Genomic DNA, 17,326 nt, shown 5'->3' with positions numbered 1-17,326 from the left:
TATGCAGTACGAGGGAATGCGGATAAAAGATGAGTAAAAATGCGATGCTACCTGAAAGCCAGAAGGCGGTGCAACTTTTAAAAGTCCAATTTGGTCTAAACGTCAAACGCTACCGCAAAAACGCTTCCTTATCCCAATTAGAGCTAGGTCAAAAAACTGGCCAAACGCAACCACAAATATCAGCCATTGAAAACGGTCGTGTAAACATTAGCTTTGAAAAGATGGCACTGGTCACATTCGCATTAAAAAAGACAATTTCCGACATGTTCCTGTGACAAAAAAATAACTTAAATGACAAATTTTATCAATTAGGGTATCGACCCTGTAATTTTTCTGTTTTAGAATTATTGGACAGAACATTCTGTCTATTCAGTTAATAATTTCTTAGGTTTACTTCAGATAAAGAACTTTATCGTTCGTTTTTTTTAATAAGGTATTGTTTTAAATGCTTAAAAATATTCATCCCTATCTATTTTATTGCCTTCAATTAACGAAATATACTATTTCGTTAACTCGTTATATATAAATTCATAAAATCGACTTGCTATACTACGTTTAGATGATATTCTATAATTCGTTATAGAGATATTTAACTATTAGCATGGCGATCTTGAAACATTTAGTATGTCCGACTTATCCAGTTCCAGCGGAAGAATTAACGGACATGAACACCATCCAAGAATCAACCCTTGTCGATAACGCAAGAGCTAATGCAGTTAAACAAATCAAGATTGCGCCAACGCCTGAAGGTAAAGGCTTTCACATTTATGTGACGTTATCGTGGAAAGATGAAGAATTACTGCTGGTTAATACCAAGAAACAACCGCGAGTATGGTCAAGTTTAGACAGGCTCTATTCGCATATTGAGACTAAATACAATGCGGTGAAGTATCTCACTGTGTTTTTTAAGGATACTGACGTTAATGAACGACAAGTTTCTTCGGGTGAAGGAAAAGCTCCAACGTGAATTGGGTCAAACCATTACACAGCTTTTAACCGAAAAAGATGTAGTGGAAATTATGCTCAATCCAGATGGCAAATTATGGGTTGAGCGCCTGGGACAAGAAATGCAACCGGTCGGTGAAATGGTTGCTTCTCAGGCAGAATCATTAATGGCCACTGTTGCATCCACGATCAATACAACAATTACTAGTGAAAAACCGATTTTAGAATGTGAGCTTCCCATTGATGGTAGCCGTTTTGAGGCATTGATCCCCCCTATTGTTAGTGCACCGACGTTCACGATCCGTAAGAAAGCCTACAAGATTTTTACCCTCGATGATTATGTCAATGACGGGATAATGTCGTCTTATCAGAGGGAAATGATTATTACTTCGGTTAAAAGCCGCAAAAATATTCTGGTCGTTGGCGGTACAGGTACAGGAAAAACTACCTTAACCAACGCGATTATCGAAGCAATTTCAACTTATACGCCAGACCATCGTTTGGCCATTATCGAAGATACCGGCGAGATCCAATGTAGTTCCAAAAACGTGGTCATTATGCGTTCGACTGAGCATGTGTCCATGTTGCGACTATTAAAGGCAACCATGCGTTTGCGGCCAGACCGGATTTTAGTGGGTGAGGTGCGGGGCGAGGAAGCACTTGCCCTGTTAAAAGCCTGGAACACTGGACATCCTGGTGGTGTGGCAACAGTTCATGCCAATGATGCACGCGCCGGTTTGATCCGCATGGAACAACTCATAAGTGAAGCAACTCCAGCTCCACAACAACAACTTATTGCTGAGGCGGTTGATGTCGTTATTTGCATCGTCAAATCCGAAGGGGGCCGCAAAGTAAAAGAAATTATTTCTGTCGATGGCTACAGAAATAATGATTATCAACTGACCACGATTAATTAATCGTAAGAGAGCTATGACAATGAATCCTACACTACCAACATTAAATTTGCAGTTTATGCAGTCCCGTACCTTTTTATATTGGGTATTGGCCATTGCAGTTATAGCTGTTCTGGTACTGATGCCTGACTTTGCCCATGCAGCAACCACCAGTAGCAGCATGCCTTGGGAAGACCCACTGACAAAGTTCAAGGATAGTGTGACCGGGCCTGTTGCGATTGGTGTGGCCATTCTGGCCATTGCTGCAACTGGTATGACATTGATCTTTGGCGGTGAAATGAATGAGTTCACCCGCAAAATGATCATGGTTGTTTTAGTGGTTTCCATCATCGTATTTGCAGCCCAAGTATTGACTAACCTGACTGGTAAGTCAGCAACCATTCCAACTTGTGAAAATACACAAGCAGCAGTGACTTGTTCAAATCAGTAAGTAGGTAATTTCATGAGCAACGAAACTCCATTACGACGTTCAACCATTAATCGTGCCTTAACACGGCCAAGCTTATTGCTGGGGTGTGAACGGGAATTGATTTTAATGGCTGGCCTTATTGCAGCAATTATGATCTTTGCGCTTAAAACCTGGTCATCAATCCTGTTTGGTGTCGGAATATGGGTCGTTGCTCTAATTTTATTAAGACGCATTGCCTCGGCTGATCCGCTAGCGTCAAAGGTGTATTTACGCCAATTCAAGAACCAAGATATTTACCTGGCTCGTTCTACGCCATTTCGTACAGAATAATAGGTAATAAAATGCTCGCATTAGAAACATATCGGAAAAAGGCCAAAGGTCTGCCGGACATTTTAAATTATGCCGCCCTGGTCGATAGTGGCGTTGTCATGAATAAAGACGGCAGCATCATGGTGGGCTATTTTTATCGTGGTGATGATATTGGTAGCGCCACCAATGATGAGCGTAACTACATTACCAACCGGGTGAATGCTGCGTTATCCCGTTTTGGTAATGGCTGGGTGAGCTGGCACGATGCAGCACGAATTGCTGATAACTATTATCCTGAAGAAAACAGAAACTATTTCCCTGATCCGGTTTCTAAATTAATTGACGATCATCGCCGTCAGGGTTTTCAGCAGGAAGGTGGCCATTATGTCACCGAATATGTAATGGTCATTAGCTATATGCCGCCATTGCGTGTTTCATCCAAAGTCAACGACTTAATCTGGCGTGATGATGCCAATACGCCCAAGAAGTCAGTTCAAGACCAGATACTCGATTATTTTAATAAGCAGCTTGCCACTTTTGAAGATTTACTCGGCGGCACTATCGCCTTGCAGCGCATGAAAGGCTATACCGTCACTGATCAGTTTGGCCGTGAGCATCTGCGTGATGAACTGGTCAATTACCTGATGTATTGCCTCACTGGTCGTTTCATTGAGTTGAATATCCCGCCCTATGGGGCTTACATGGACACCTATCTGGGTGGTCATGTCCTGGTCACAGGCGATACCCCAAAAGTCGGTAGTAACTACATTTGCCCAGTGGCCATTGAAGGCTATCCGCCTGAAAGCTATCCCAACATTCTTGCTGTATTAGAAGCGCTGCCGCTGTCCTATCGCTGGTCAAGTCGCATGATCTATCTGGATCAGCATGAAGCATTAAGCGAGCTGAACAAGGTCAAGCGCAAATGGAAACAAAAAGTCCGGGGCTTTTTTGCCCAGACCTTTAAAACCCAGAATGCCCAGATTAATGAAGATGCCTTGTTAATGTCGGTCGATGCGAACAATGCCATTACCGAGGCCTCTAGCGGTTTGGTCACTTTTGGTTATTTCACCAGCATTGTGGTCATTCAGGGTGAAAACCTTGAGGAAGTCCATGAACAGTCTCGCTTTGTTGTCCGGGAAATCCAACGACTGGGCTTTGCCTGCCGCATTGAAACGATTAATTCCTTGGAAGCGTGGTTAGGGACACTGCCGGGTCATGCGATGCCCAATGTCCGTCGTCCCCTGATTCATACTCTAAATCAGTCGGATTTACTGCCATTAAGCAATATCTGGGCAGGCCGTACTGAATGCCCATGCCCTTACTATCCCCCACAATCGCCACCACTCATGTATGGCTCAACCAATGGAGCAACGCCGTTTCGGATAAACCTGCATGTTGATGATCTTGGCCATACCCTGATTTTTGGGCCAACTGGTGCTGGTAAGTCCGTATTGCTCAATACCCTGGCCGTCCAGTTCCTGCGCTATAAGGATGCCCAGATATTTGCCTTTGATAAGGGTAATTCTGCCTGGGCTGCATCATTGGCCTGCGGTGGTAAACACTACGACATCGGGGGCGAGGAAAATGTCCTGTCATTTGCGCCTTTATCAGCCATTGACACTGATGTGGACTTGAACTGGGCAATTGAGTGGATCGGCACTTGCTACCATTTGCAAACCAATCAGATGTTAACGCCAAAACAAAAAAGCGAAGTTACCCGTGCCATGAAACTGTTACGGGAAGAAAAAGTACCTGGGGAACGCTCCATTACCGACTTCTTGCTGACCGTTCAGGATGAAGATGTGCGTAGTGCCTTAAAGCATTATTCGATTGACGGCATTTTAGGGTCATTGCTTGATGCCCGGCATGATGGCCTGATCACCGGCAATGAACACTGGACAGTTTTTGAAATTGAACACCTTATGGAAATGGGTGAGGCGAATTTATTGCCGGTATTGTTATACCTGTTCCGCCGTATTGAAAAATCCTTAAATGGTCGGCCAACCATGCTGATTCTGGATGAGGCCTGGTTAATGCTGGGTCACCCAGCGTTCAGGGCAAAAATCCGTGAATGGTTAAAGGTTTTGCGTAAAGCCAATTGTCTGGTGTGCATGGCCACACAATCACTCACCGATGCGGTGTCTTCAGGCATTTTTGATGTCCTCATTGAATCATGCCCAACCAAAATTCTGTTGCCTAATCCAGAAGCGGATAAAGCCGGTACTGCTGAAGTGCCAGGGCCAAATGACCTTTATACCATCATGGGGTTAAACAGCACTGAAATTAATATGCTCAAGAATGCAACCCGCAAGCGCGACTATTATTTTACCAGTGCGGAAGGCAAACGCATGTTTACCCTGGGTCTGGACAGCGTTGCCTTAAACTTTGTAGCAGTGAATTACAAGGATAATCACAAGCTTATCCGTGAGTTTATGGAAGTAGATGGCCAGGGATGGCCTTTCAAATGGCTGGAACATAAAGGAATCAATTTTGAAATCAAAACTCATTAATCAGGCGTTGTTGCCTATGGTTTTTAGCGTGGCAGCACTCTCCAGTAGCGTGGCATTAGCTGATGATAACTATGGTTGTCAGGCGCTTTTATGCTTTGCCGGTGGTAAGGGCGTTGCTGAGTGTGCATCGACCATCCGTCAAGTTACTCGTGATTTGGCCAAGGGAAAGGGATTCCCACATTGTAGCTTTGTTTCCCCTGGTGGAAGTAATCCAGGCGACTACAACACTTCAGGCGTTTTTACCCGTTGGCTCGGCAAAAACAACAATGTTTGTCCTGACGGTGAAACGCGAGGCCAGTGGAAAAGCGGTAAGGGCTTCCGTTGTCAGGCCATGATTTTAACAATCAAGGGCGCTGCGGAAGATGGTAGCGATGTAGTACGTGAAATTAACTGGTAAGCAATGACCAGTTAAAACTTTCGTTAACGAAAATTTTTCTATCTGAGGTGAATTATGAAAATCAAGGCAATCTCTTTAGCAATCTTAATGAGCGTATCCACTGTTGCTTCTGTTGTACCAGTGACTGCAAATGCAACTGGTATCCCCGTTTTTGATGGGGCTAACTTTGCAAACATGATTCAAAATGCGGTGAATCAAGCCACACAAATTAGTAATCAGGTTCAGCAAATTAATAGCCTGGTTCGTGGTAATGCGCTCTCAGAGCAGGCTTTAAAACAGCTTGGACTAGGTAACTATTCAGGCGTTATTTCAAAGGTGAGTAAACAGGCAAGTGATGTTAATCAGCTACTTGCAGCTTCAAAAACGCTAAAACAAAGTGTTTCACAAGTGCAAAATGAATTTCAGACTTTGTACTCACAAGCTGGAACTAAACAAACACCGGATCAGATGCTGGCCAATTTTTCAAAATGGTCAAACCAGCTTCAGGACGCTAATAAAACAGCAATGCAGGCACAAGCTACTATTAATAATATAGCTGACCGTAACCAGCAAATCAGCTCAATTTTGAATGAATCGGCCGGTGGTGCTGGTGCTTCTCAGGTTGCCCAGATTCAGTCGTCCAATCAGTTGCTCGGTGTAGTCGCTCAGCAAATGAATGACTTAAACAGTGTCATGGCTGCTTCCCAGCGTGCAACGATTACAGCTCAGGCACAAGCTCAGGCTGAAAAAGATGCGATGCGTGCCGACTGGGCAAAACGCAATGTTGATAGCCGTAACTGGGATGGTGCAAAGGGTAAGGGGTATTAATATGATGTTAAAACAAGCTATATCTATTTGTTTGTGCATTTTTATTTCTACTCTGACGTTGACTGCTTGTTCTAAAGAAGATGGTCAAAGTGTTTCTAAAGAAGAGTGGAAAGAAAAAAATACTGATAAACGTGATTGGGACAGTGCAAAAGGCAAGGGGTACTAGCCATGAAATTAATGCCTGTAGTTAATTTAAATAGCTATCGTTGGCTTATTTTAGCTACTGCAATTTTAGCATTATTCTTATTTTCCGTTGATGCTAATGCTGCGGTCAGTGAGCAATCAGTCAATAATATGATTGATGAGTTTAAAAACTCCGCAGCTACATGGGAACCTAAGTTGCTAACTATAGCTACTAATTTATTTTGGCTATTGGCATTTATTCAATTTGCATGGGCCATGATTGAGTTAGCCTTTCGTGGCTCAGATATATCTGACTTCGTTTCAGCAGTTGTTAATCAACTTATATTTATTGGTTTCTTTTATTGGTTACTTATAAATTCCTCGACTTTTGCTAAAAATATCATTGATAGCTTTCGGGAAGCGGCAGCTCAAGCAAGTGGTAAAAGTCTGATGATGCCTTCTGACTTTTTTGTTGAAGGGATGAAAATTGTTAATAAGGTATTAAACTCAATCAGCGCCTGGTCACCAATTGATTCTGTAGGAATGCTTGTAGCGTCTATCGTTATTATTGTTTGCTTCGCATTAATTACTGCTCTTATCGTTTTAACATTAGTTGAAATGTATATCGTTGTATCTTCCAGTGTACTAATCATGGGCTTTGGCGGATCAAGATGGACTAAAGACTATGCTATTCGCACATTGCAATATGCTGTATCTGTAGGGGCAAAATTATTCATTATGCAGCTCATTGCTGGTATTGGCATTACTATGGTAGAGAAATGGTCTGCTCAATTTGAAGCCAATAATGCTGATATTGTCACCATGATTGGCTGTGCAATTATCTTACTAGCACTAACTAAAACCATTCCTGATTTGGTACAAGGGATTATCAATGGTGCCTCAGTGGGTAATGGTGGTGCTTTAACTGCTGCGGCTGCGGCTGTTGGTGGTGGTATAGGGGCAGTGGCTGGCGCTGCGGTTGGGGCAAGTATGGCTACTGGTAGTGCAGCCAAGTTAGCCAGTGAACAGCTTTTAGATGCCAAAACAGCAGGTAATGCACCAACATCCAAGATGGGTACTGCCGGTTTTATGATGGGTTCAATGGCCAAAAACCTGGGCAGCTCATTAAAGCAGGATATTGGCAGCCGGTTTTCCGGTCAAAATCATGGACATGGCAACATGGGTGGGCGCATGAGTGGTGACATGAGTAGGCAAGCTCAGGAATTAAAAGCCAATCGTCAGGTTCCTCAAAATTCCCCTGCTAATGGTAATCCAGGCACCGGACAGAATAATAATCCGACCACCAGTTTAGACAAACCAGACAACACAATTTCTTAACTAGAAGTTTTAAAAAACCTTTTAGTTAAGCGTAGCTTATGCTTAAAAATATATGGTAAACGATATGAAATCCAAACAATCTAAAGTGAGTAATCCAGCCGTTGAGAATACAAATAATCCGTATCTCAATGGTCACCGGGAATGGAATGAGCGTTACGGTAGTTATATTCAACGTGCTAACACTTGGAGAATGGCTGCCTTTATCTGTATGGGCATTGCACTTATTGCAGTGATAGGAATGACGTATATCGGTGCCCAAAATAAGCTTGTTCCCTACATGGTAGAAGTGGACAAGCTTGGCCAGGCCGTTGCTGTAAGACGGGCAGATGTAGCCTCAGCACCGGATAGCCGTATTGTTAAAGCACAAATCGCGTCATTTATTGAATCCTGCCGAAGTGTCTACACCGATTTTGCGGCGCAAAAATCATTAATTGATACTTGTTACTCAATGGTGAAACGGGGTTCGCCAGCCTATAACAAACTCAATAACTTCTATGCCGGTAATACACCGTTTAAACGGGCTGAATCTGAGACTGTGGGAATTGAGCTGCATTCAGTCATTCCAATGTCTGACAAAACCTGGCGTTCGGAGTGGAAGGAAACCAAGTATGACCGCGCCGGTGTAATTATTTCCCAGTTTGAAATGTCTGCAATTACGACGGTCAGTATTAATCCGCCACTCGATGAGGCCAATATTCTGGTCAATCCAATGGGCGTCTTTGTTGATGATTTCAACTGGTCAAGCAAGCTTTAAAACAAATACTTATTGGGAATTAAATCTATGAAAACCTTAAAATCAACTTTAATTGCTGCTGCCTTGAGTACCACTGTCGCCCATGCTGCGGTTCCTGCGATTAGCCCTGCTGATGCCTTGGCGCAACAAGCAGAAATGCTACAGAATCCTGCATTTAGCCAAGCCATGCAAGGTGTGGGCAGTTTGGGAAGCTCAGGGGGGAATGGGGGCAATGCCATCCCTGTAAACCTGCTTAAAGGGGTACAGCCTAATTTGAACGCCAAAGAACAGGCAGGAACAAGAATTGCTGATGAATGGATCAAGCGTCCTGACTTGCCGGGTCGTGGGCAGGATGGGTCGGTTGTATTTGCTTATGGTGCCAGCTTGCCTTCAGTGGTGTGCGCGCCTTTATATACCTGTGTGATCAAGTTGCAGCCGGGTGAGACCATTACACAAATTGATCTGGCAGATAATGTACGCTGGAAGGTTGTGCCTTCAGTGGTCGGTAGTGGCGATAATGAAACCTCTCTGGTCGTGGTTAAGCCGACTGACAGTAATTTATCCACCAATGTCGCGGTATCCACTGACCGCCGCTTGTATGTGATTAAACTGATTAGCCGAATTAATGACTGGATGCCTCTGGTGTCATTCCAGTACCCGGAAGATACGGCTGCCGCTTGGCAAAAATACAATGCAGCAAAGGAAAAAAACCAGGCGTCCAATGTACTTAGTGATGGCCAAAATGTGGCTGGCCTAGACTTTAATTTTAAAGTGCGTGGTGATTCGCCAGCTTGGAAACCTGAACGTGTTTATACCGATGGCGCTAAAACTTATATTCAGTTTCCGGCAAACTTGAGTAAATCCAATATTGAATTGCCTGCGTTACTGGCCATAGGCGCTGATAAAAAAGAACAACTGATTAATTACCGCTTGGTGAATGACCGCTTTGTGGTCGATAGCGTGATTGATCGTGCCATGCTGGTCAGTGGTATTGGCCGTAAGCAAGTGCGTGTGGATATAGTACGGGGGCAATAAGCATGAAAGCAAAATTACTGGCACTTGCCTTAATCGTTGCCCTGGGTCAGACCGGTTGTGTCAATCAGCCCATTAACCAGGGTTCTTATACATCGGGTGTGACGGCTGCCAATACAGAGATTCTGGCTGATGCCATTGCTCGATATGTCGCGTATAAATTGCCTGCGGCCAATAGCACTGTTAACGTCATTCCAGCGCGTCAAAAGGACAGGCTGGCCACTGCACTGACGGCCAATTTAAAAAATCGGGGCTTTGGCATTGCTGATGGGACAGCGCCGAATCCTTCTGCTGTTCCTTTGGCGTATCAGGTCACACCTTTAGAAAATGGCCTGCTCATTGTGATCCGGTTAAATGGGCAGGAAGTGACGAATATGCTGATCCGGGACACTCAGACAAAACAATGGTCTTTGCTCAATAGCTATACAGTTAAAGGGGGTTGATCATGGCTGAAAAACCAAACTATGAACAACAGCCCGATGATCTGGATTTAAACAATCCGGCATCAACGGATTCACCTGATATTTTGGAAGGTGACCGTCAACAGGTAACCGGCGGCCGTCGCCTGACCAAAACGCCCCTTATTGTTATTCTGGTCATTGCGATTGTTTCCATTGCCATGATTGCATTTGCCATGATCAATAGCACCAAGCATGATGAAGCGCAACTGGCAGAAGATGAACCCACGCCAGGGGCACAAACTTCTGGTGATAATAAAGCCCCTGAAGAATTATTTAAAAACGCACCAACCAATGGCTCTATTGCACCAGCGCCTGCCTATAGTTTAAGTGGGGCAGGGACAAGCGCACCGTGTTTGGAAAATGTCATCGGGCCTGATGGCCAGCTTGCATTAAATCCTGATGGTTCACCACAACAACGGGCTTGTGGCAATTTGTCCGGGGCAACTACGCCTGTAGCGACTGCACCTTTAGAGGGTTCTTTAGAGGATTATCAAAACAAGCGTCGCTTGATGCTACTGGATGCTGAGCGTCAACGTCTGGAAATGCAGAACCAGAACATGCAGGCCTTAAATCAGGCCAGAATTGAAGCTGTTCGCCAGCGTGAAGGTGCCAAGATGCAGGCCATTTCTGATGAACAGAATATGCTGGGCAGTGTTTTAGGAGCATCAACTACCATTAACGGCAATCTGAAAAAATCATCATCAAGTGGTTCATCGGGTGGTGGCCTAATGAATGCCTTGGGCGGTAGTTCATCCGCGCCTGATATAGATTCAGTAGCATCCCGGAGTGGGGGCAATGACCGTCCGTCAATGGATGAGCTGAATGGCCAGTCGCGTAAAGCAGATTTTGCAAAATCTGACCAGTCTGAAGATGTGTACTTAAATAAAGCCCTGGTTCCGGCATTGTCACCGTATGAGGTTAAAGCCGGTACGGTAATTCCCGGCGTGATGGTCAGTGGGATTAGCAGTGATTTACCAGGTCAAATCGTAGGACAGGTGAGTCAGAATGTGTATGACAATAAAACAGGTAAATATTTGCTGATTCCGCAAGGTGCAAAACTGGTAGGCCTGTATGACAATGGGGTTACGCTGGGACAAACCCGGATTCTGATTGCTTGGACACGAATTATTTATCCTGATGGGGCTTCGATCAGTCTGGAAAATATGAGTGGTTATGATCAGGCTGGCTATGCCGGTTTTCATGACAAGGTCAATAATCACTACGTCAAGCTGTTTGGCCAAGCGACCTTACTGTCCCTGTTGAGTGCGGGTGCTCAGTTATCACAGCCTCAAGCGTCCAATGGTGAAAATATTAATGAGCGACAAACCGTTGCTGGGGCAATTGGCCAGCAATATAGCGAACTAGGTACGGAGCTGGCGCGTCGTAATATGAATATTGCACCAACCCTGAAGATTCGCCCAGGCTACCGGTTCAATATCATGGTTAAAAAGGACATGATCCTAAAACCTTACCATTAACTTTAGTCGTTAACTGGTTACCTAAAAACTGGAAGTTAAATTTCTAACTTCCAGATTTCAGTGATTCACTTCCACAGGCAAGAGCGCTTTCATTCAGGTTTAGGGTCATGCAATATAATTTTATCAATAATGATGAAGTACTCAATCAAGCACACCGAGTCATGGAAATGGCCTTATCCAAAGTTACTGCTGCTGATTTTAATATGACAGATATGGATTTTATCCAGATTAAGTCATTGATTGCCGTCAATGAATTGCATCAGGTCAATGCCAGCGCCTTAATTTTGATTCACTATGCCCTGACTAAAATCCGGGTACATACTGAATCTATGAGCCACAAAGCGCCTGAGCTATTACAGGAAGATTTAGGCCTGCTTAAACTGATTGCAGACGCCGCCCATAACTTACCCACATTACTGATTAAATCCCTGGACAGTGAGCAGATTAAAGCTGAAGGGGAACGATTAAGAAAAGTGCTGCACGACCACTAGATTTTAATATTTGGCGTAACCAAGGATACCACCATGACCATTAGACGCTTATTCATTGCGGAAAAACCCGATCTCGCCAAGGCAATCCGTGATGGCCTGGGCGGTGGTAAAAGTCAGGATGGCTATTTTCAGTGTGGACAGGATGCCGTGACCTGGTGTTTTGGCCACATGTTGCAACTGTGCGATCCTGAAGATTATGACGCCAAATATAAAAAGTGGAACATGGCCGATTTACCGTTCTCGCATGTACCCTGGAAGAAAAAAGTCGCTAGTGATAAAAAAGACCAGGTTAAAAAAATCATGGCCTTGCTCAAGCAGGCGCGGGAAGTGGTGCATGCCGGTGATCCTGATGATGAAGGCCAGCTCTTGATTGATGAGCTGCTGGAATTTGCCAAATGCACCCTGCCGGTGAAACGGGTACTGATTAATGACAACAATTTAAAAGTGGTGCAAAAGGCGCTGGCCAACCTGCGCGATAACCAGGAATTTGCCCCGTTGTCTGCGGCAGCCGAAGCCCGTTCAGTGGGCGACCAGCTCTATGGCTATAACCTGACCCGTGCCTATACACTAAAAGCCCAGAATCAGGGTCATCAGGGCGTATTAAGCGTGGGCCGGGTACAAACGCCGATCCTGGGACTGGTGGTGCGCCGCTGCCGCTTACACGCCAGTCACCAGAAAAGTTTTTACTATAGCGTAACCGGTGATTTTGATATTCAGGGTTTAAACTTCAACGGTCGCTATCTGGTCAAAGAGTCCGATACGGTGGACGAAAAAAAACGCCTGACCGATGAAGTTCAGGCCAAACAAATTGCTCAGGATGCTACTGGCCATACGGCGATTTTGGCCAGCGTTAAAACTGAAGCCAAACAAACCCCGCCACCTTTACCTTATAACCTGCTTAAACTGCAAACTGATGCATCGCGCAAGTTTGGCATGAAGCCAGACCAGGTGAAAACCATTACCCAGAACCTGCGCGAGAAATATAAGCTGATTACCTATAACCGGTCAGACTGCGAGTATTTAAGTGATGAGCAGCATGGGGATGTGCCGGGTGTTTTGGCAGCCATTGGCCAGACTGCCCCAATCTTTGCCAACCTGATTGGTAAATCAGATCCAAGTATCAAAAGCCGGGCATTTAACAGTGCCAAGGTATCAGCGCACCATGCAATCATTCCCACTGAAGCAACGGCCGACTTAAATAAATTGACTGATGCAGAACAGAAAATCTATTTGCTGATTGCCAGGGCATATATTGCCCAGTTTTTCCCCAATTACTGCTATGACCGTACCGATATCCTCATCAATGTGGGTAAGCACCAGTTTACCGCCTCTGCGGAAGTGCCAACCCGGATGGGCTGGAAAGTATTATATAAAAATGACCAGGACAATGAGGATTTGGCCCAGGATGACCATATCCTGGCCTGTGACCTGCGAACCTTAAAGCAGCATGATCAAGGCCAGTGCATCAAGGCCATTGCAGAAAAGAAGGAAACCAAGCCACCCGCACTGTATACGATAGCCACGCTGCTAAGCGATTTAACCCGTGTGGCCAAGTACGTCAAGGATGAGCGACTGCGTAAAACCCTGGTTGATAAAGATAAGGACAAGCAGGGCGAGCATGGGGGCATTGGGACACCAGCCACCCGTGACAGTATTATTAAAACCCTGTTTGATCGTGGCTTTTTAGCCGAACAAGGCAAAAGCATTGTCAGTACACCAATTGGGGAAAAACTGTATGACGCGTTGCCGGATCAGGCCAAGTATCCTGATATGACCGCGATCTGGCATGAACAGCAAAAAGCATTAAAGACCAAACAGGATGTGGTTGGCTTTGTGCAAAACCTGATGACCTATATTGGCCGGGAAGTCGATAGTGTCAAGCAAAGTGGCTCTGTCAAATTGGCGGATTCAGTTCCATGTCCAAAATGTGCCAAGCCCATGAACCGCATTGCCATACCCGGCAAACAGGCCTTTTGGGGCTGTAGTGACCGGGAGAGCTGTAAAACCACCCTGCCGGATGCGGGTGGCAAGCCGGGGCAGCCAAAGCCTAAAGCCGCTGTATCCAGTCAGTTTAAGTGTCAGGCCTGCGGCAGTGGCCTGATCCGGCGTACCGGCAAGAAAGGCAGGAAGGCTTATGCGTTCTGGGGCTGCTCTGGCTATCCAGCCTGCAAACAATCCTATGAGGATAAGCTTGGCAAGCCGGTGATTACAGGGACACCGGATGACAAAAACTTTTCCTATAATCCGGTTCCTGATCCGAGCAATCTGGTGTAGGACTGACTATGACCAAGTTTGATCATCCATCAAGTATTCCCGATACTTTATGTAAACTGAAGGATTGAGCAATGACCCAAAAGCAAAGCCAGATTCTCAGCACGGCCTTATCCCTGTTTCACCAGCATGGATTTAGCCGTACCGGGGTGGACAAGATCATCAGTACCTCAAACGTGGCCAAGATGACTTTTTATAAATACTTCCCATCCAAAACCAGTCTAATTGAGGATTGCCTTAAAGAAGAAAGCCTGCTGATCCAGAATGACTTAACCCACCGCATGAACCGGGCGTCCGGACATGCGGAAAAGCTCAAGGCCTTCTTTCAATGGCATGTGGAATTTAGTAGCTCGTCGCATTTTAAGGGTTGCCTGTTTAATAAGGCGACCATTGAATGCGATGATGAGTATGGCTCCATCTTTAAAATCATTCACCGGCATAAGCACTGGAAGCTTGAGCTGGTTAAAAACCTGTTGATGGCATTACAGGTCAGTGACCCGGCAACTTTGGCGCATTTGCTGGTGAATATGGCTGAAGGGATGCTGGTCAATGCCAGGTTTAAACCAATGGATTATTTAAACGGCTGGACAGTGATTGAAAATCTAATGAGCAGTCAACAAGTTGGCTTAACTGCCTAATAGGTTTGAGCTAGGGTTATTTTTCAATCGTTAGTTACTTGTTTTGGTGTAATAACCAATCGCTTTTTGTCTTAAATGCAAAATAACGATACGCTGTAAAATCAGTTCTATAATAGCGTAGAGATTAATACCGTATCTGAAGTTAAATCTATTAAGCCAACTGTTATTTCCGATCAGCCATTTACTGTTGCTTGACTTCAAATCTTGAGATGAGAAAAGCTTTATTTTTGGGCGACACTCTCACATATATTCAAGTCATATTATTTATATTATTCACTCAACCTATAAATTTCATACTTAGGTATAGTTCATAATAGTTATATATTTTCATACTACCTATATGTCATCTGTATTTTCATTTACCGTATCAATGGCCATTGATTTGAGACTTTCTAGTAATGAATTGAACTTTTCAATGGCCATGCCAGTGGTAGGGTCTGAGCATCTAAAACGGAGCCAGTACTGATAACGCATTTCAAAAAATCGTTGAGGTGCTGGCTTTGGGTGGCCTCGTTTAATCGGTGGTTGCTCCATCATATATTCGATTGGATTAACATCTGTGGGCAGCTTGACATAAAATTGCTCTGAGAGTTCATTATCCTGAACTAGTGATGATTTGGGATTGTAATAAAAGCCTAATCCATCAGTCTCCTGCTCACCAAGCCAGCTTTTAAGTTGCTGACTGGTATGCAAGTCATTAAACCGGATCACCAAATATGGTTTTTGTTCTACATATAACATTACAGTTTCGACTAAAAATCCTGATTCATCGAGGATTTGATATGCAGGCCAAAAAATGCTTTGGTTTAGCTCTTTTTTGTACTCGTAACCTAATAGTTGCAAGAATGAACTTTGAATATTTCCATAGGTATAGGTTCCTTTCTGAGGTATACATTCCCAGCGATATAACCCATCTGCATCAAGAGTTGCTGTTTCTCCACCATCTTTTTCGAATTCCCGAAAGAAAATGTTATGAGGGATTCCACCATGATTCAATAAATCATGTTTATTATATAAATAAATCAGCATTACCAAGGCAGCCAACTTTACTTCAGGTGTTCTATCTTTATCATCAAAGATTCTTTTGAGTGGAATACCTATTCCTTGGGCTGTTTCAAATTCATCAAAAAGTTGATGAGGTAAGTTTGTGTCAAGAATATGGGTTGCCGGAATAATCCATTCGGCCTGCTTACCTTTTACTTTTAATCCCTTGGGTGCTTTTTGCAAAAACCCATGATTGGCGAGCTGCATTAGACGTTGTTTGGCAGTAATCTGGCTAATCCCAGCCACTTTACTCACTTTCAAACCACCTGCACAGCTAACCCGATTTTCTCCAAACTCCCCATGAGCATCTTTATCTGTATGTCTAGCAATTGTTAGGTAAGCTGCTACATAACTTGGTAGCTTGAACTTTTTGGCAATCTGTACCACAGCATCAAAACTTATGGCTGAATAACTACTTTTGGAACCTTTTTTCTTAGCTTTAAATTGGTTTGCTTCCTGATTCATTATTTTCTACCTTTTAAATGGAAGTGACTGAAACATTTTTGTTGCTTAACTATTTATATTTAAAGAATTTAGCTGATATTTTCCATAAAAAATACTAATAATTTGCTTCAAGCGTCATTCTGTGTCGTTCAAATATTGACCAGTTTAAGTCATGGATTATACTTAAAAAATCTTATAGAAGGGGTAATCAATCATGTCCAACAATTCCAAACAAACATCAAAGGCTGTAGGTTCCTTGGCGTCACAGACCTTAAGAAGTTCATCTTCTTCCTCAATCCAGAAGGAGCTAGCGGCGTCAGCTTTGTCGCAAACCAATTCAGGTAAGCAAACTGGCAGTGAGATGGAATCCAAGGCGTCTCGAGTCCTGCAAAGTGACAAGTACAATGATACAACAAAAACTTTAGCAGCCTCTGTCTTAGCGCAGGCCAATAAAGAGCGATAATTTTTTAAATCAGTACAGTGTTTAAGGCAGTAATTTTGGCTTTACACTGTACTGATATCAATAAAATTCAGATATTGGTTTTAGCAATTCTATTTAGTTGAGTATTGCTAAGCCAACTTCTATCGTATTTTTGCTGATAGTAAAAGGGGTCGTCTCAGGAAACGGAAAATATAGCACGCTAAGGATTTTCACTCCGACTTCTTTTAACGATATCCAACACGGTATTTTTGCTTAGATTGACCAGCCGACCGACTTGTCGATAAGAGTGTCCAGCAGACACCAACTCCAACACTTTAGGTGCCAGACGATCTGACTTGGTACGTTGACCAGGACGACGACCAAACACAACGCCCCGCGCTTGTGCCGCTGCTACACCAGAGCGCACACGTTCACGTAGTAAATCTCCCTCAAACTCTGCTAATGCAGACATCACAGAAGCCATGAGCTTTCCCTGAGATGTGGAAAGGTCAAACTGCAAACCTGTTTGTGCCACCAGAGATACCCCGAAATGCCCAAGAT

20 protein-coding genes are annotated in these 17,326 nt (G+C 44.1%); 18 read left to right on the top strand and 2 right to left on the bottom strand.

Annotated features, from left to right (window positions below; all coding sequences use genetic code 11):
• The first annotated feature begins 29 nt into the window (after positions 1-29).
• The 17 genes from Q337_RS0112920 (at position 30) to Q337_RS17730 (ending at position 14,856) form a co-directional block, all read left to right on the top strand.
• On the top strand, positions 30-275 hold the full coding sequence (locus tag Q337_RS0112920) for a helix-turn-helix transcriptional regulator (RefSeq protein WP_034280366.1): 246 nt from the start codon (positions 30-32) through the stop codon (positions 273-275).
• A gap of 389 nt (positions 276-664) precedes the next feature.
• On the top strand, positions 665-967 hold the full coding sequence (locus tag Q337_RS0112915; protein WP_134244642.1) for a hypothetical protein: 303 nt from the start codon (positions 665-667) through the stop codon (positions 965-967).
• A complete protein-coding gene (trbB, locus tag Q337_RS0112910; RefSeq protein ID WP_051526876.1) occupies positions 924-1,862 on the top strand; it encodes a P-type conjugative transfer ATPase TrbB in 939 nt (312 codons plus the stop codon). The genes Q337_RS0112915 and trbB overlap by 44 nt, the downstream gene beginning before the upstream one ends.
• A gap of 19 nt (positions 1,863-1,881) precedes the next feature.
• Entirely contained in the window at positions 1,882-2,289 is a 408-nt protein-coding gene (locus tag Q337_RS17755; protein WP_156935801.1) for a TrbC/VirB2 family protein, read from the top strand.
• Between the two features lie 12 nt (positions 2,290-2,301).
• Positions 2,302-2,598, top strand: a complete 297-nt coding sequence (gene trbD / locus Q337_RS0112900; RefSeq protein ID WP_026471941.1) for a conjugal transfer protein TrbD — start codon at positions 2,302-2,304, stop codon at positions 2,596-2,598.
• Positions 2,599-2,609: 11 nt separating this feature from the next.
• The gene (locus Q337_RS0112895) at positions 2,610-5,087 is read left to right on the top strand and encodes a VirB4 family type IV secretion/conjugal transfer ATPase (RefSeq protein ID WP_051526874.1); all 2,478 of its coding nucleotides are present in this window, start codon (positions 2,610-2,612) and stop codon (positions 5,085-5,087) included.
• Positions 5,068-5,484, top strand: coding sequence for a hypothetical protein (locus Q337_RS18435; protein WP_156935800.1), 417 nt, complete (start codon positions 5,068-5,070; stop codon positions 5,482-5,484). The genes Q337_RS0112895 and Q337_RS18435 overlap by 20 nt, the downstream gene beginning before the upstream one ends.
• 87 nt (positions 5,485-5,571) lie before the next feature.
• The gene (locus Q337_RS0112885; RefSeq protein WP_228133136.1) at positions 5,572-6,291 is read left to right on the top strand and encodes a type IV secretion system protein; all 720 of its coding nucleotides are present in this window, start codon (positions 5,572-5,574) and stop codon (positions 6,289-6,291) included.
• Between the two features lies 1 nt (position 6,292).
• The gene (locus Q337_RS18855) at positions 6,293-6,457 is read left to right on the top strand and encodes a hypothetical protein (protein ID WP_156935799.1); all 165 of its coding nucleotides are present in this window, start codon (positions 6,293-6,295) and stop codon (positions 6,455-6,457) included.
• Between the two features lie 2 nt (positions 6,458-6,459).
• Entirely contained in the window at positions 6,460-7,752 is a 1,293-nt protein-coding gene (gene trbL / locus Q337_RS17745; RefSeq protein ID WP_228133135.1) for a P-type conjugative transfer protein TrbL, read from the top strand.
• Positions 7,753-7,816: 64 nt separating this feature from the next.
• Positions 7,817-8,506: a VirB8/TrbF family protein gene (locus Q337_RS0112870; protein ID WP_034280364.1), complete on the top strand. Its 690-nt coding sequence runs from the start codon at positions 7,817-7,819 to the stop codon at positions 8,504-8,506.
• A 27-nt stretch (positions 8,507-8,533) separates the two neighbouring features.
• A complete protein-coding gene (trbG, locus tag Q337_RS0112865; RefSeq protein WP_034280362.1) occupies positions 8,534-9,520 on the top strand; it encodes a P-type conjugative transfer protein TrbG in 987 nt (328 codons plus the stop codon).
• 2 nt (positions 9,521-9,522) lie between these two features.
• Complete coding sequence (locus Q337_RS0112860; protein ID WP_026471936.1) at positions 9,523-9,960, top strand: hypothetical protein; 438 nt, start codon at positions 9,523-9,525, stop codon at positions 9,958-9,960.
• A 2-nt stretch (positions 9,961-9,962) separates the two neighbouring features.
• Positions 9,963-11,456 carry a TrbI/VirB10 family protein gene (locus Q337_RS18660; protein ID WP_051526872.1) on the top strand — a complete coding sequence of 498 codons (1,494 nt, stop codon included), beginning with the start codon at positions 9,963-9,965 and terminating at the stop codon, positions 11,454-11,456.
• 107 nt (positions 11,457-11,563) lie between these two features.
• Complete coding sequence (locus Q337_RS0112850) at positions 11,564-11,947, top strand: hypothetical protein (protein WP_026471935.1); 384 nt, start codon at positions 11,564-11,566, stop codon at positions 11,945-11,947.
• A 33-nt stretch (positions 11,948-11,980) separates the two neighbouring features.
• The gene (locus tag Q337_RS17735) at positions 11,981-14,221 is read left to right on the top strand and encodes a DNA topoisomerase 3 (protein WP_084494841.1); all 2,241 of its coding nucleotides are present in this window, start codon (positions 11,981-11,983) and stop codon (positions 14,219-14,221) included.
• A 71-nt stretch (positions 14,222-14,292) separates the two neighbouring features.
• Complete coding sequence (locus Q337_RS17730) at positions 14,293-14,856, top strand: TetR/AcrR family transcriptional regulator (protein ID WP_051526871.1); 564 nt, start codon at positions 14,293-14,295, stop codon at positions 14,854-14,856.
• Positions 14,857-15,192: 336 nt separating this feature from the next.
• Here Q337_RS17730 and Q337_RS0112835 read toward each other — a convergent pair whose 3' ends face one another.
• Positions 15,193-16,365, bottom strand: coding sequence for a hypothetical protein (locus Q337_RS0112835; protein ID WP_026471934.1), 1,173 nt, complete (start codon positions 16,363-16,365; stop codon positions 15,193-15,195).
• A gap of 193 nt (positions 16,366-16,558) precedes the next feature.
• Between Q337_RS0112835 and Q337_RS18655 the strand changes: the two genes are divergently transcribed.
• A complete protein-coding gene (locus tag Q337_RS18655; RefSeq protein ID WP_084494840.1) occupies positions 16,559-16,807 on the top strand; it encodes a hypothetical protein in 249 nt (82 codons plus the stop codon).
• 178 nt (positions 16,808-16,985) lie between these two features.
• Here the strand turns inward: Q337_RS18655 and Q337_RS0112825 are convergent, their stop codons facing one another.
• Positions 16,986-17,300 carry a recombinase family protein gene (locus Q337_RS0112825; RefSeq protein WP_000079429.1) on the bottom strand — a complete coding sequence of 105 codons (315 nt, stop codon included), beginning with the start codon at positions 17,298-17,300 and terminating at the stop codon, positions 16,986-16,988.
• Positions 17,301-17,326 lie beyond the last annotated feature (26 nt).

This window comes from Alkanindiges illinoisensis DSM 15370, from assembly GCF_000619845.1.
In the GTDB taxonomy this organism is placed as follows: Bacteria; Pseudomonadota; Gammaproteobacteria; order Pseudomonadales; family Moraxellaceae; genus Alkanindiges; species Alkanindiges illinoisensis.
This window is presented reverse-complemented; position numbering and strand designations above follow the sequence as displayed.

Bases quoted from the DNA above. Each gene is read 5' to 3' on its own strand.
- Q337_RS0112920 (WP_034280366.1), top strand. From the start codon at position 30: ATGAGTAAAAATGCGATGCTACCTGAAAGCCAGAAGGCGGTGCAACTT.
- Q337_RS0112915 (WP_134244642.1), top strand. From the start codon at position 665: ATGAACACCATCCAAGAATCAACCCTTGTCGATAACGCAAGAGCTAAT.
- trbB (WP_051526876.1), top strand. From the start codon at position 924: ATGAACGACAAGTTTCTTCGGGTGAAGGAAAAGCTCCAACGTGAATTG.
- Q337_RS17755 (WP_156935801.1), top strand. From the start codon at position 1,882: ATGAATCCTACACTACCAACATTAAATTTGCAGTTTATGCAGTCCCGT.
- trbD (WP_026471941.1), top strand. From the start codon at position 2,302: ATGAGCAACGAAACTCCATTACGACGTTCAACCATTAATCGTGCCTTA.
- Q337_RS0112895 (WP_051526874.1), top strand. From the start codon at position 2,610: ATGCTCGCATTAGAAACATATCGGAAAAAGGCCAAAGGTCTGCCGGAC.
- Q337_RS0112885 (WP_228133136.1), top strand. From the start codon at position 5,572: ATGAGCGTATCCACTGTTGCTTCTGTTGTACCAGTGACTGCAAATGCA.
- Q337_RS18855 (WP_156935799.1), top strand. From the start codon at position 6,293: ATGATGTTAAAACAAGCTATATCTATTTGTTTGTGCATTTTTATTTCT.
- trbL (WP_228133135.1), top strand. From the start codon at position 6,460: ATGAAATTAATGCCTGTAGTTAATTTAAATAGCTATCGTTGGCTTATT.
- Q337_RS0112870 (WP_034280364.1), top strand. From the start codon at position 7,817: ATGAAATCCAAACAATCTAAAGTGAGTAATCCAGCCGTTGAGAATACA.
- trbG (WP_034280362.1), top strand. From the start codon at position 8,534: ATGAAAACCTTAAAATCAACTTTAATTGCTGCTGCCTTGAGTACCACT.
- Q337_RS0112860 (WP_026471936.1), top strand. From the start codon at position 9,523: ATGAAAGCAAAATTACTGGCACTTGCCTTAATCGTTGCCCTGGGTCAG.
- Q337_RS18660 (WP_051526872.1), top strand. From the start codon at position 9,963: ATGGCTGAAAAACCAAACTATGAACAACAGCCCGATGATCTGGATTTA.
- Q337_RS0112850 (WP_026471935.1), top strand. From the start codon at position 11,564: ATGCAATATAATTTTATCAATAATGATGAAGTACTCAATCAAGCACAC.
- Q337_RS17735 (WP_084494841.1), top strand. From the start codon at position 11,981: ATGACCATTAGACGCTTATTCATTGCGGAAAAACCCGATCTCGCCAAG.
- Q337_RS17730 (WP_051526871.1), top strand. From the start codon at position 14,293: ATGACCCAAAAGCAAAGCCAGATTCTCAGCACGGCCTTATCCCTGTTT.
- Q337_RS0112835 (WP_026471934.1), bottom strand. From the start codon at position 16,365: ATGAATCAGGAAGCAAACCAATTTAAAGCTAAGAAAAAAGGTTCCAAA.
- Q337_RS18655 (WP_084494840.1), top strand. From the start codon at position 16,559: ATGTCCAACAATTCCAAACAAACATCAAAGGCTGTAGGTTCCTTGGCG.